The sequence below is a fragment of the Candidatus Binataceae bacterium genome (genome assembly GCA_035508495.1).
In the GTDB taxonomy this organism is placed as follows: Bacteria; Desulfobacterota; Binatia; order Binatales; family Binataceae; genus JASHPB01.
This window is the reverse complement of the sequence record DATJMX010000084.1, coordinates 51,724-64,692: the sequence shown is the minus strand read 5'-3', so window position 1 is coordinate 64,692 and position 12,969 is coordinate 51,724. Positions and strand designations below refer to the sequence as shown.

Annotated in this window: 14 protein-coding genes; all 14 read left to right on the top strand. The window is 58.6% G+C overall.

Annotation, left to right across the window (positions count from 1 at the left end; genetic code table 11):
* Positions 1-35: 35 nt before the first annotated feature.
* The 14 genes from VMA09_23930 (at position 36) to VMA09_23865 (ending at position 12,938) form a co-directional block, all read left to right on the top strand.
* A complete protein-coding gene (locus VMA09_23930) occupies positions 36-554 on the top strand; it encodes a phage major tail tube protein (GenBank protein ID HUA36675.1) in 519 nt (172 codons plus the stop codon).
* 19 nt (positions 555-573) lie between these two features.
* Positions 574-900 carry a hypothetical protein gene (locus tag VMA09_23925; protein ID HUA36674.1) on the top strand — a complete coding sequence of 109 codons (327 nt, stop codon included), beginning with the start codon at positions 574-576 and terminating at the stop codon, positions 898-900.
* Positions 901-1,034: 134 nt separating this feature from the next.
* Complete coding sequence (locus VMA09_23920) at positions 1,035-1,322, top strand: hypothetical protein (GenBank protein ID HUA36673.1); 288 nt, start codon at positions 1,035-1,037, stop codon at positions 1,320-1,322.
* A gap of 166 nt (positions 1,323-1,488) precedes the next feature.
* Positions 1,489-2,124: a hypothetical protein gene (locus VMA09_23915; GenBank protein HUA36672.1), complete on the top strand. Its 636-nt coding sequence runs from the start codon at positions 1,489-1,491 to the stop codon at positions 2,122-2,124.
* Between the two features lie 9 nt (positions 2,125-2,133).
* Positions 2,134-2,736, top strand: a complete 603-nt coding sequence (locus tag VMA09_23910) for a phage tail protein (GenBank protein ID HUA36671.1) — start codon at positions 2,134-2,136, stop codon at positions 2,734-2,736.
* Positions 2,736-2,972 (top strand): tail protein X, encoded by a 237-nt coding sequence (locus tag VMA09_23905; GenBank protein ID HUA36670.1) that lies wholly within the window; start codon positions 2,736-2,738, stop codon positions 2,970-2,972. The genes VMA09_23910 and VMA09_23905 overlap by 1 nt, the downstream gene beginning before the upstream one ends.
* The gene (locus VMA09_23900; protein HUA36669.1) at positions 2,972-3,979 is read left to right on the top strand and encodes a contractile injection system protein, VgrG/Pvc8 family; all 1,008 of its coding nucleotides are present in this window, start codon (positions 2,972-2,974) and stop codon (positions 3,977-3,979) included. Before VMA09_23905 ends, VMA09_23900 begins: the two co-directional genes overlap by 1 nt.
* Before the next feature lie 7 nt (positions 3,980-3,986).
* Positions 3,987-4,775, top strand: coding sequence for a phage baseplate assembly protein V (locus VMA09_23895; GenBank protein ID HUA36668.1), 789 nt, complete (start codon positions 3,987-3,989; stop codon positions 4,773-4,775).
* A 7-nt stretch (positions 4,776-4,782) separates the two neighbouring features.
* Positions 4,783-5,196 carry a GPW/gp25 family protein gene (locus tag VMA09_23890; protein HUA36667.1) on the top strand — a complete coding sequence of 138 codons (414 nt, stop codon included), beginning with the start codon at positions 4,783-4,785 and terminating at the stop codon, positions 5,194-5,196.
* Between the two features lie 58 nt (positions 5,197-5,254).
* Positions 5,255-6,424 carry a baseplate J/gp47 family protein gene (locus VMA09_23885; GenBank protein HUA36666.1) on the top strand — a complete coding sequence of 390 codons (1,170 nt, stop codon included), beginning with the start codon at positions 5,255-5,257 and terminating at the stop codon, positions 6,422-6,424.
* On the top strand, positions 6,424-7,287 hold the full coding sequence (locus VMA09_23880; GenBank protein ID HUA36665.1) for a phage tail protein: 864 nt from the start codon (positions 6,424-6,426) through the stop codon (positions 7,285-7,287). Before VMA09_23885 ends, VMA09_23880 begins: the two co-directional genes overlap by 1 nt.
* Position 7,288: 1 nt before the next feature.
* Entirely contained in the window at positions 7,289-7,753 is a 465-nt protein-coding gene (locus VMA09_23875; protein ID HUA36664.1) for a hypothetical protein, read from the top strand.
* A gap of 11 nt (positions 7,754-7,764) precedes the next feature.
* Positions 7,765-8,328, top strand: coding sequence for a hypothetical protein (locus VMA09_23870; protein HUA36663.1), 564 nt, complete (start codon positions 7,765-7,767; stop codon positions 8,326-8,328).
* A gap of 50 nt (positions 8,329-8,378) precedes the next feature.
* A complete protein-coding gene (locus VMA09_23865) occupies positions 8,379-12,938 on the top strand; it encodes a glycosyl hydrolase family 28-related protein (GenBank protein ID HUA36662.1) in 4,560 nt (1,519 codons plus the stop codon).
* Positions 12,939-12,969: the final 31 nt, after the last annotated feature.

Sequence of the window (12,969 nt, the reverse complement as noted above, 5' to 3'; positions counted from 1 at the left end):
AGTCAGGGGAACGACCGCATCGCCAGTGAACTCCGATGAATATCCAGATCAATTCTCTGACTAATGCGAATGTGTACATCGACGGCGTAAATCTCCTGGGCCGCGCCCAGGAGATCGAGATCGCGCAACCGAAGCATCGCATGATCGACTACAAAGGGCTCGGCATGGCCGGCACGGCCGAACTTTGGGCTGGCGTCGAGAAACTCGAGTCGCGCATAAAGTGGGCGTCGTTCGATGCCGACGCATTAACCATCGCGGCAAGTCCATTCCAGAGTCATCAATTTCAAACCCGTGGCAACCTGGAGCAATACACCAGCCAGGGCCGCATCGCAGAGCTGCCGGTCGTTTACCTCATGACCGGAGTATTCAAAGACGCGGGTAGCCCGGCATTCCGGCAGCATCAGATGGTCGAGACCTCGTCGAGTATCAGTGTCTACCACTGCGAGTTATATGTCGCAGGGGTGCAAATCTATTTATATGACGTTTTCGCGAATATCTACGTGGTTGGCGGCGTGGATCAACTGGCCAATTTCCGATCGAACCTCGGCGGCTGACGAATTGGAGACAGACACTATGAATTCAGAGGAGATTATCGTGAACGGAGTAAGAATCGCAGCAGGAGACGGCGAAGGATGTCGAACGCTCGCGCTGCCCTCGGGTGCCGAGGCGAAGATTCGACACGCTCATGGCCGCGATCTGATGCGCGCGCAGCGGGCGGCGACGGGTGGCGATCCCACGGCGGTAGTGTTCGCTCTCATCGCCGAGCTTTGTGAAATCGATGGCCGCCGCATCGTCTTTGAGGACGTCATGGAAATGGATCTTGGCGACGTCCTGGCCTTGCAGAACGAGGTAGTCGGCGAAAATTTCGAGCTCCCTCCGCAGCGGGATTCGCAGGATTAGTTCATTTCGGGTTTGCACCGAGCGAACTGAAGGAAATGGACCTCGCTGAGATTGGCTACTGGCTCGAGGCAATCGAGCAATTCCAGCGAGCGGAGGGAAAGTCCGTCGACGACTGAGTAATTCGAGGCAATCCGATGGCAGCGAGATTGTTCGTAGGCAATTTGAGTTTCAAGCTTGAGGACGACGCGCTGCGCGCCGCATTCGCCGAAGTCGGAGCGGTCGAGCGCGCTGAAATCGTGCGCGATCGTTTCGACGGCCGCTCGCGAGGCTTCGGCTTTGTGGAGATGTGCTCCGAGGTCGATGCGATGCAAGCCGTGGATATTCTCAACGGTCGCGAGCTCGGGGGCCGCCCGATGCGAGTCGAGGCCGCCACCTCGGTTCGCCATGTCGCTGATCGCCACGGTCACGGAGCGCAAGAGTAGTTCGGTGGCAAAACGCTCGAAACTCGAAGCCGGGCTTCGTGCTCGCAAGGCTGCGGCGCGATGGCAGGGCGCAACCGCGAGAGTAACCAGGGGCGTGGGCGCGGCAAGTCAATTCGCAAAGTCGGGGCGGTCGTCGGTCCCACGTAAGATCGGAACTTCACTGCGGGTGACACGTAATCTGGTTGAGGCCATGCGAACGCCTGCGAAGATAGAACGGCAATCAACCGCGATCGATAGGCCCGCGCTGCTCACACGTGCGATCGGATCTTTACCGATTAAGAAACCGGCCGCGCAAATATTGAAACGGATGCGTTCCGGGGTCGGTGCGTTGGAAACCCTGTCGACGATTGAATCACACGCGGGTGTGGGGTCCGTCGCTGCAATCTCCGGCATTCGTCCTCCGCAGAGTAAGCTGGCGCAGGCCGGGCGTGAGAGGTTCCTCCCGTTGCAACGGCTGGTCGGGTTGGAGCGGCGGCACACTCAAACGCGCGGTCCGCAAGGGAACAAATATTACTTTCCTGCACGAGTTTCGGGTGATGATCGAACCGGCGTCATTGCACCGCAACCGCGCTTGGAATCGCCCTCATTCTCCGATCTTACAGCTCGGAGAAGCGCGGCGAGCGACGGGCCGTTTGCCACCTCATCGCTGACGCTTCATTCGGCACCTACCGTTGTGGTCCGCGATAGCAACGACATGGAAGACATTGAGCAACGCATCAGTTCGGCCTTGCGACGTCATCGAGCTGAATTGTTCGACCAGATAAAACGGGAAGCGGCGCGCCGTGAGCGTCTGCGCTTTTAGGAGCATCTGATGTTTGCGGTTCTTGGTGACATCGTGTTTCAAGTAGTGAATTCCCCAGGCCGTATCGAATCGCTCAGGCGCTGGGACTATGCGGAACATCGCGTGGTGGAATCGAGTCCCCTCCTGCAGTGGGTCGGCGATGATCTCGAACGCCTCGATCTCGGCATGCTGCTGCATAAGTCGATCAGCGATCCGCTGACATCGCTAACCCTGCTGCAAACCGCCGCTGATAGCCATCTCGCATTGCCGCTGGTGCTGGGCAATGGGCAGTTCATTGGCACTTACGTGATCGTCGCGATGGCGGTGAAGATGGAGCAGTTGTCGGCGGTTGGCGATCTGATCGCGACCGAGGTGCGGGTGCGGCTCAAGCAATGGGCCCTCACCTCAGAGCTATCAACAGGCGCACCGCCGCTCCCGTCATTTGTGCCGTTGGCGATCAGCGGCGGTAGTTCGTCCGTGCAGGTGACGTCGCAGCCCGGCGGCTCGTTATCCGGGCTGCTGCCGGGTGTGTCGCCGCTGCTCAACATCCTACCCCCGTCGGCTCCCGAGTCGCCCGATCTCGATGCCGGCGATGTTCCGACCTCGGTCATTACGAGGAGCTCGATCGCCTGATGGCGACATCGCAATTCATCGCTCATATAACGAGCGCCGGAGAGCGATGGGATTTGCTCGCGTGGCGTTTCTATGGCGATCCGACTGAGTATTCGCCGATTATCATGGCGAATCCCAGTGTATCGATCGAAGCCGTTTTCGAAGCGGGTATTACGATCTACATTCCGATTCTCAATCCCACTTCGACACCCGCGAACCTGCCGCCCTGGAAAACCAGCGCGAATGGAGCCGCCTGATGGCTACTGCTCTTGCCTATCCAGTTCGCTCGCCGAACTGGATTCTCACCTACCAGGGGATTGATATCACCACCGAGGTCGGACCGATGGTGCGGACGATTTACTACTACGATCGCCTTGGATCTGCTTCCGGCGAGCTCGAGATCGAATTCGAGGATCGCGACAAACTCTGGCAAGGGCCTTGGTATCCCGCACTAGGCGATGAGGTGAACGTCTCTATCGGCTATCAGGGCGAAGAACTTCAACCGTGCGGAACGTTCCAAGTCGACGAGCTGGAGCTGGACGGCCCGCCGGACGTGATGAAGATTCGCTGCCTCGCCGCGTTCATAACCCCCGCGATGCGAACGCTCAACAGCGCTGGATACGAGGGGCAGACAATACTTGGAATCGCTGAGACAATCGCGAACAAGTACAGTTTGCAGCTCATCACCGCTCCAAAGACGCCCGACGTGGCATACGAGCGCGTAACTCAAAAACGTGAGACGGATCTGGAATTTCTGCGGCGGCTGGCCGATGAGCACGGCTACGATTTTACCGTTCGCGGCAGCCTGATGGTGTTCTATGCACTCGAGGCACTGGAGAGCGCCGCACCGGTAATTACCATCGAACGCTCGAATACGTTACGATTTGGTTTCCGCAATCGATCGCGAGGAATCTATGCCGGTGCACAGGTGGCTTACCAGGATCCGGTCGGTAAGCGCCTGATAGCTGCAACGCAGAGCTCCGCCGAGACCACTCCGACCGCGAACACACTGAAGCTGGTGACAAGATGTGAAAATGGAAGCCAGGCGGCGGTAAAGGCTGCTGCGGGATTGCATTTTCACGATATGCGCTTCATCGAGACGGCGATCGACGGACCCGGGAGCGCCGCGCTGGCCGCGGGTATCACGGTCGCAATCAGCGGCTGGGGTGTCCTCGATGGCACATACCTGGTTGAGTCGGCGCGTCACCGAATCGACCGCGCAACTGGCTATACCACCGCCATCGCAGCGCGGCGCGTGAGTTGAGGAGCCCATGAAGACAGCTGCAACATTGGGTTTTCGCGTCGGTATCGTTGATGAGCTTGATGCGACGACGGCACGCGTTCGCGTGATCTTTCCCGACTATGACCAGATGCAGTCATACTGGCTCCCGATTGTCGTGCCAAAGACGCAGAACGACAAGGCGTATTGGATTCCTGATCTCGGGGAACAGGTCATTTGCCTGATGGATTCGCGCGACGAGGCGGGCGCTGTGCTGGGCGCGATCTACTCGAGTACGGATACCACGCCGGTCGCCAGCGCGAACAAGTGGCATGTAGGTTTCGCGGACGGCGCTTCCTTCGAGTACGATCGCGCACTTCACATTCTCGATCTGCGGTTCGCTGACGCCTCTGATCTCAGATACGACGCGACACAGCATATGATGCTCGCGGCATATCAGGACGGCTCATCGTTTAGATATGATGCCGGGGCTCATGAAATGACCATTGCGTTCGACGATGGCGCGACAATTGAGTATAGCGCGAATGCTCATGTGTTTACCCTGGGGTTTCAAGACGAAGCGTCGTTCAAGTACGATGGCGGCGCGCATGTGCTGACGCTCGTGTTTGAGGACGGGGCGTCGATCACGTACGACGCTGGCGCTCACCAGCTCGCGATCACGAGCGAGGGTAGCGTTCATGTAACCTCGACAAATGGGGCAACGATCAGCGACAGCAGCGAAATCAAGCTCATCTCAGGGAGTTCGCAGGTCACGCTAAGTCCGCAGGGAGTTGCGATAACGCCGCCGCTGCCAACGACCTCGACGGTGGCGCAAACATGAAGCAGTCATGAGCGCCACCGCGGTCACGCTTGCCGATATCACTTCCGCCGACTGGTCGCTCAAACTCGGAGCGATAGGCCAGGTCGTCCAAGGTCTCGCCGACGTTGCCCAGTGCATCGCAATTATTCTGACTACGCCGAAAGGCAGCGATCCGCTGCGCCCGACATTCGGCGCCGATATCTGGCGATATATCGATTATCCGGTAACTCGCGCGATTCCCGCGATAGTCAATGAGCTGACGCAGGCGATTACTCAAGGGGAGCCTCGCGTGAAATTGGTCACGGTTAACGTGGCGCCGGCGGTCGATGATACCGCGCAGGCAGGCGCGCATTATGAGGTGACGCTGACGTGGCAGCTGCGGCTCGGTGGCGTTTCGGCTCCGACGCAGACCTCCAGCATCACCATTCCCGCTGTTGGTTGAACTATGCGGTTCGGCCGCGCGCTGATGAAACAAGTCCGCGACGAATAAAAGGTGCCTGATGGGTGCGGGAATTCCTTCACTTCCGCCGCCGGTATTCGTGAATGACGCTGACGGCCTCGATCCGAACCTCATTCTGGCCGACATGATCTCGGAGTTCGAACAGGCCGCGGGACGAATTCTTTACCCAGCCCAGGTCGAGCGTCTGCTGATCAATCTGTACGCGTACCGGGAATCGTTGGTACGCAACGCGATTCAATATGCCGCGCAGCAGAACCTGCTCGCGTTCGCGTCGTTCCCGATGATTGACTACCTGGGCGCCTTGCTGGGAGTGAACCGCCTTGGCGCTCAGCCCGCGCTGACCACGCTTCAGTTCACGCTCGTGAACGCGCTCACAGTTTCGTACACGATCCCTGCGGGCACGCTGGTCGGTACTTATGATGGGAGCTTCTCGTTCGCGACTTCGAGCGCTCTCGTTATCGCGCCGGGCGCCACGAGCGGATCAATCGGTGCCGTGGCGACGGTGGCTGGACCGGGAGCGAATGGCTATCTCGCGGGCCAGGTCAATATACAGTTGAATCCGGCGGCACCTATAGGGTCGGTTACAAACACGGCTGTGACTTCGGGCGGGGCAGCTCCCGAGGCCGACGATCATCTTCGTCAGCGCATCCAGGCTGCGCCCAACGAATTCAGCGTGGCCGGTCCCGTCGGTGCATATCGCTTTTTCGCGTTGAGCGCCGACCCTTCGATAGTTGATGCGCAAGTGACGAGCCCGATCCCGGGCACGGTCGACGTGTATATTCTGACTGGCCCGATTACCGTGCAACCGGCGTCCGCGCCGAACAATGCCGGCATCGCGGGCAGCGCGCTGCTTGGCAAGGTAGCCGCCACGCTTAACGCCGACACCGTGAGACCGCTGACCGACACCGTCGACGTGCTCGCCGTGAGCGAAGTTGACTATGAGATAGCAGGGACGATTACTCTTTTCTCGGATGCCGACCCCAGCGCGACTACCGCCGCGGCAAACACGGCAGCTACCCAATTCGCGATCGATCTGGCGGCAAAGATCCAGCGCGATATAGTGCCGAGCCAGATTATCGCGGCCCTTTCAGTGCCGGGCGTTTACGAGGTCACTCTCACCGCGCCGGGGTACACTCAACTGACTGCCGGAGAGTGGGCGAACTGTACGGCGATTTCGTTAAGCGTGGCGTTCAGCACGGAGCATAGCTGATGGCGGAACTGACGCCGGCCCCTTCGATCAACGACGCGCGCACGCAGGGGCTCATGCCTCTGATCGCGCGGCTGGGTGCGCTCGACCTGACGCCGCTGCTGGTCTATCGCGTTGATTCGGTGCCGGCGGCGGCGCTGCCATTTCTCGCTTGGCAATTCGATATTATCTCGCCCTTCTACCAGCTTGTCGCTCCGGTCACGACTAGTATAGATGCGCTCACGAGTATCGACTCACTAATCGACATTGACACCTTGTTATTCGCCGCGGGTACTCCAGGCGCGACGAATACCAACGAACTGGCCGCGCGAGAACTCATCAAGTCCGCCATCCTCCTGCATCGGACGAATGGCACTCCATACGCGATCAAGCAGGCGTTGGCGGCTCTCGGATGGGCCACGGTGACGTTGCTCGAGGGCCAAAGTCAGTGGGGAGGCTCGCACTACCCGTCCAACCAGGGCTGGGCCGTGTTCCGGGTGTTGATCGAGATCGCTGCGGGGCAGGGCGTTTCGAGTGGGGTAGCGAGCGCGATTGGCTCTGCGGTGAACTTTTTCAAGCCGGCGCGATCCCTGCTCGACTCGGTGTGGTTTGTCGTTCCAGCTACGGCCGATTCCGCACCGGCTCCTGCTGATCTGCTCACGTTGGGTGGACTCGCCGAGCTTCAGATTGATGCGGCGCCGATGATCTCGGACGGAGGCACGAACGTCGCTATCCAGGAAGATCCCTTTATCGATACCTATGGACCGATTGCGCCGCTGTATAACGCGCACTATCGGCATAGCGGCATGACCTATGGACAGAATGAGCCGGTGGTCTCCGATCCGGCATTGATACTGAATGGAGTTGCGATCCTCAATGGAGGCTAAAATGAAGAGGCCTGTAGGTCTGGTTCGGATGCGCGTGTTCGGGGCGGGACGGTTGCTATATACAATCGAACGATCCAACCTGTTTGTTAACGCAGGATTGCCCGCCCTCGCGGCACTGCTCGGCGGCGATACGACCGGGCAATTCGCCTCCGCGATCGGCTTCGGTTCGGGTTCAAATGCGCCGACGGTTAGTGATACCGGGCTGACCGCGCCCGCATACTACAAAGCGATCGACAGCCATAGCGAAGACGGCAACGGCAGCGTGACCTTCGATTGGAGCCTCACGACGTCGGACACCGGAGCCGACGGAATCACTATCCAGGAGTTGGCCCTGTTCGCCAATCACGCGAGCGTCGGACTACCGGGAACGACGGCGCCGGCGCCAATCCTGGCGCGCAAGACGATCAGCCCGATAGTCTTCGGCACCGGGATGAGCCTCAGCGGTTCGTGGACGTTGACTTTCTAGCGAGGTGAAGGATGGCGACCCTTATCGATGCGGCAGAGTTCACCTCGAACGAAGTATATGAGATCCAGGCGACTGACATAGTCGAGGGTGCGGCCTCAGGCGCGAGCTTCGGCGGAATTGGTATTTCCAATCAGCCGCACCAGCAACTCGCAAATCGCACCGCGCTACTGAAGCAACGTCAGGATGTGAATATCGGCAATATCGCGGCGCTGCTCGCCTTCATGTCCGGTTTCACGGGTTCGATGGGAACAGAGGGATATCTCAAGGTTCCCTTCAGTGATATTAATCGCGGCGCGATTAGTGCCATCGTCCAATGGGGGGTCGTATCGCCGTCCGGCGGCCTCGGGCAGGACCAGCCCTATACCGTCACTTGGCCGACCGCGTTTCCCAACGCCTGCGTATGGGCTGGGGCAACGCTGACAAACTTTTTTCAAAATTCTCATACGGGAAAATTGATTATCGAAGTGGTCGGATTCTCCGCGACTTCGGGGACATTTTTCTCCGACCTGATTGGTGGTGCATTGACCAACCAGTCGCCCAACGATGCGTTCTATTGGATTTCGATCGGGTTCTGAGTTTTCGTCGTGGTACGAGCGTAGGTGTGCGCGATCGCAAGGGAGAGCAGATGAAAAAGTCTCGATGGCGTTGGTGTACGGTTGCGGCGATCGTAAAGATGGCTGCGCTGTTCGTGCTTGCGCCGGCATTCGCTCAAGGTCCGCCAAATCTGCCGCCGTCCGGCGCATACCTGCCGATTCCCAACTTCACTGGTGTAGGTGCGGGTGCGCAGTTTCGCGCGGCGATAAACGATCGATTCGCAGGTACGCAGCAGATCGCACCGGCGGTGGTATCGCCGGCGTTCGCCAATCTGCCGACGGAGCAGGACGGATTGCTCGTTTACTGCGCCGACTGCGAGCGCGCGACGCCGTGTGTGAGCGGCGGTTCCGGAGCCTGGGCGCTTGGTACGCGTGGGCAATGGTCGTGCTCGACACCACCGCTCGAGACCGCACTCAACGCCAACGGAAACAAAGTGAGTTCACTCGCTTCGGCGACCACTTCGGGCGATGCGATCGCGTTCGGCCAAACTGGCGCACAGCTGAATACACTGTTGGGCGCGCGAGGCGATGGCACCGATTCCATTTCAAACTTTAACGTCAACGGCGTATTCAATGTCCGGGCCTTCGGCGCCAAGGGCGACAATACTACTGACGACACCACCGCCATCCAGAATACCTACAATGCGGCCTGTACCGCAGCCACGAGCAACCCGACGCAGGCGCCGACAGTCTATTTGCCCGCGGGGCGCTACCTGACCAGTTTTCCGATCATCATGAATTGTAGTTCGCCGATTCATCTCCGCGGCGACGGCGAGCAAGCATCGGTCATCACGGCAGGCCAGGGTCTGTTTCCGATCCTCTACCTGGAGAGCCCGCAGAACGCGGGATCGATCGGAACATTTACCGCGACCTCACTCGCGACCGGAGCTGGCAACTCGTTGAATTTTCCCACCGGTGCAAACTGGTACTTACGGTTGAACGACGTAACTGAAGGCAACAGTCCGGGTTCGCCATTCGAAACGGCGGCGGCGATCAATGGTATGAACGCCTTCAGCGTGGAAATGTTCTTCAAGTACACGGGCACCTCCAATGGTGCTTATTATCTGATTTCAAGCCGAGGTAGCGATCTCGATCAGCCTGTGTTCGGGGCGATGGACCTGTTTCTTACGCAAAGCGGTTCAGGCAATACCCTGAGCGGATGCCTGACGACTTCGGGTTCAGGCCGCATCTGCATCAGCAACGCAGGCAGCGTGAGCGCCAACGCCGTGCACGAAGTTGAGTTCAATTACAACGGATCGGGAATCCGTCTGTTCCTCGATGGGACTCAGATTGGTAGCACGGTTGCAGCATCCGGAACGTTTGTGCAGCAGGCAGCGGAGGAGTTCGCACTTGGTGCGCTGTCCAACTTCCAGGGTAATATCAATCCGGGCGGGCTGGTATGGGCGGGACAGCTGGATTCGATCCGGATTTCAAACGTTGCGCGCCACACCTCGGCCTTCAGTGCGCCAACATCGAAGTTCAGTTCTGATACTAACACCGCGTTTCTGACGAACATCGATAACACGGTTGATACCCTCGTGCAGGTAGATTCGCTCTTTGGCACAGGGGCAAAGCCGTGGATGCCGATTCGCAACTGGGCGCTTGTAGGTAATTCGACGCAGAACCGCATAAGTGATTTGCGATTGCTCAACGGTACTTTCGGAGTGCTCGGCGTCGGTACCTTGTATCCCAACCTCGATCATCTGATTGTAGGCGGCACCGTCGCTTCGGTTGATTTCTATAACAACTGTTATGGCGGGCATTTCGAGCACCTCTTCCTCAATCCAGCGTCGGGCTCGCAGGCGGGGCTTCAATTGCAGGATAACTCAGGGCTGGTGCAGGCATCCTGGTTGACGATCTTTCCCGGAGCGTACGGAATGATGCTCCAGGACTCCGGCGGGACCTATTCACAGTTGTTCATTACACCTGGAGCGCAGACGATCAACGACGTAAACGCCGGTAGTTCGGTAGTATATCACGACTACGTATTCCAGGAGCCCGAAATAGACTTTGAAAACGGCGGCTCTCAGATACCGCTGCGCTTGTACGGCGACGGCACGTATGAAGTCGTCGGCGGCGATCTGCAACTCGGAAATCAGAACGCCGCGCAGCTATTTCCGGGAAACAATCCGCTCACTCTGACGCTGGTCGGAACTCACGTTGAAACCGGAACCTCGCCAGCGGCGTTGCTCGACTTCGTTGCGGGCGGGCAAGCGGTGGAATCGCCTGTGACCTGGATCAGCCCGGTCATCAATGGCAAGTCGCTTATACAATCGGGCGTAACGCTCGCGACGGACCCGACTCAAGTGCAGGCGATCGCCGATACGAGCAGTATCCAGCAGATGGCCGGCGCGCGCAACGACGGCGGCAACGCGATAAGCAATTACTCAGTAAATGGAGTCCAGAACGTTCGTGCCTACGGTGCTTCATGCTCGATCGCGACGGCCTCGGCAACTACTCAGGCCGGGAACACTTCCATAACGGTTAGCGCCGTGGGCGACTTTGCAGTCGGCCAGCACGTCAAACTCGATCACGCAGGCGTAGCCAGCGCGCTTACGGCGCCAACGATCGCGAGCGTGCAACTCTCGAGTTACGCTAACAATCCACACCCGACGGCTGACACGCAGATTGAGGGTAGTCCCGCGCTCAATTGCAACACCGATTCGTCTCATTCGCCGTTTCACAACGCTACCTGCACAACTAGCTATTGCTATAGTATCGTCAATGTCGCATCGAACGGTTCGTGGTCGGCGCCGAGTGCGGCGTCGTGTGTGAGCGGCGGTCCGGCGGTGGTGTCGTCGAATAATAACATCCAGGTTGGCTGGACTACCGATCCCAACGCTTTGGGCAGCTTGATCTTTCGATGCACGGGCACGTCATGCACTCCCTCGACGCTCTACGCCGTCTTACCCAACCTGCCAGTGGGGCAGGCTTCAGCGGGAACCTTCACATACGTCGATATGGGGAATTCGTTCGGACAGGACGAGGATTTCGGCAATTCGCGGCAGTCGGGTTCCGTCCCCGCGGATTTACTTACGACGATCACTGCGATTAGCGGAACGACAATCACACTCGCAAATGCGCCGTCACAAGCCGGAACGTTCACATTGCGGCATGACGACGCTCCGGCTTTCCAGGCAGCAATCAATGCGTCATGCATTGCGAATGGCCATACCGAGAATTGCGGTACGGTCTTCGTGCCAGCATGCGGAAATCCGTATCCGCTAGGCCAGACGGTGAGCTTCTACGGCCTTTTGGGCGCCGGCCTACGAGGCGCGGGCGATACGGGACAAGGCGCGTGGGCAACACAGATACAGTGGGACGGACCGACGGGAGGAATACTATTCAACCTCAACAAGTCAGGATGGGGCAGCATCGAAGATCTGGGTATACCCGGAGTTGCGGGCAACACCCCGGGCATCGTTTTCAACAACGATAACTACAATGGTACCGGCCCCGGTGCGACTCTGGCAACAACGGGCACCACGCCGACGCGATGGACGTTCAGGCATAACGAGTGCGGTTCGGCTGGAGTATGCTTCACGGTCGGCACGGGCGCGATTGTCGCCAACGTCGAGAACATGACGTACGACGGCGATTGGGTCGACGCGCCAGCAAGCAAAGGCGGATGGTCCGGATGGTACGGGGCCAATGCCGAGTCCTACAATGAGGTGATCGATGGCGGCCAGGCCGGAGAACGCGATTTCGGGATGAACTTCCCTCACGTCGGTTCCTTCGGGGTCCGCGACATCAATTTGACTAACAATATAATCGATTTGTTCTCACAATCGATCAGTGAGTACGGCACGCTCGATCGCGGTGTATCTGAAAGCGCTCAATACTTTGTTTACTCGACCGGAAGCGTTGGTCAACTCTCTGTAAAAGGATTCAGGCTGGGCGACGTTGCCGGTCCGAATGGCTACCTCATGTTTATTCCGCACGGTAACTTAGCTTTTGAAGATAGTTTCGTCGATACGAACTTTTCGAATTCAGAGAATATTGCAATAGATCCGAGCGGAAGCGACGGTGCGGCAGTATTCATCAATAACTTGTTTGGCAACGCGCTCAAAAACGACGGCGTTGGCGGAAACTATCCGCAAACGCCATTCAACTCGCCGCTAACCGACACCAACGGCGGCCAGCGAATTCCGCAGTATATCGAAATCGGTGATCACGTGAGCGACAGTTCGGCGAGCGTCTTCAACGCGGTGCCATTTGTGATCACCGGCCGCACGGGAGGCAGTCTCCCGGTGGTGCTTACTAACGGCAACATCGTCTCGATGGCCGATCCGACGGGCACGAATGCCGCGCCGACGCTGAGCAGCTGCGGATCGAGTCCGGCGATTGGATCAACCTCGACCAACACGGCGTTTACAATTACGGTCGGCAGCGGGACCGTTACGAGCTGCGGTGTTTCGTTTGCGAGTGCGCAACCGTTTGTGAATCCGCCGGTGTGCACGATCCAGGACGTGACGCAGGGAATCACGCTCAAACAATCGTCACTCACCAATGCCGGGGTTACGTTAGGGGTGCCCAGCGGGGTTTCGAGCGTCGGTGGCGACACTATCAACGCGACGTGTGTCGGCAAGTGATAGCGGTCTGGCAATATTCCCGATTTTGATA

Excerpts from the sequence above, each read along its gene's own strand:
- VMA09_23930 (HUA36675.1), top strand. The coding sequence starts at position 36 with ATGAATATCCAGATCAATTCTCTGACTAATGCGAATGTGTACATCGAC.
- VMA09_23925 (HUA36674.1), top strand. The coding sequence starts at position 574 with ATGAATTCAGAGGAGATTATCGTGAACGGAGTAAGAATCGCAGCAGGA.
- VMA09_23920 (HUA36673.1), top strand. The coding sequence starts at position 1,035 with ATGGCAGCGAGATTGTTCGTAGGCAATTTGAGTTTCAAGCTTGAGGAC.
- VMA09_23910 (HUA36671.1), top strand. The coding sequence starts at position 2,134 with ATGTTTGCGGTTCTTGGTGACATCGTGTTTCAAGTAGTGAATTCCCCA.
- VMA09_23905 (HUA36670.1), top strand. The coding sequence starts at position 2,736 with ATGGCGACATCGCAATTCATCGCTCATATAACGAGCGCCGGAGAGCGA.
- VMA09_23900 (HUA36669.1), top strand. The coding sequence starts at position 2,972 with ATGGCTACTGCTCTTGCCTATCCAGTTCGCTCGCCGAACTGGATTCTC.
- VMA09_23895 (HUA36668.1), top strand. The coding sequence starts at position 3,987 with ATGAAGACAGCTGCAACATTGGGTTTTCGCGTCGGTATCGTTGATGAG.
- VMA09_23890 (HUA36667.1), top strand. The coding sequence starts at position 4,783 with ATGAGCGCCACCGCGGTCACGCTTGCCGATATCACTTCCGCCGACTGG.
- VMA09_23885 (HUA36666.1), top strand. The coding sequence starts at position 5,255 with ATGGGTGCGGGAATTCCTTCACTTCCGCCGCCGGTATTCGTGAATGAC.
- VMA09_23880 (HUA36665.1), top strand. The coding sequence starts at position 6,424 with ATGGCGGAACTGACGCCGGCCCCTTCGATCAACGACGCGCGCACGCAG.
- VMA09_23875 (HUA36664.1), top strand. The coding sequence starts at position 7,289 with ATGAAGAGGCCTGTAGGTCTGGTTCGGATGCGCGTGTTCGGGGCGGGA.
- VMA09_23870 (HUA36663.1), top strand. The coding sequence starts at position 7,765 with ATGGCGACCCTTATCGATGCGGCAGAGTTCACCTCGAACGAAGTATAT.
- VMA09_23865 (HUA36662.1), top strand. The coding sequence starts at position 8,379 with ATGAAAAAGTCTCGATGGCGTTGGTGTACGGTTGCGGCGATCGTAAAG.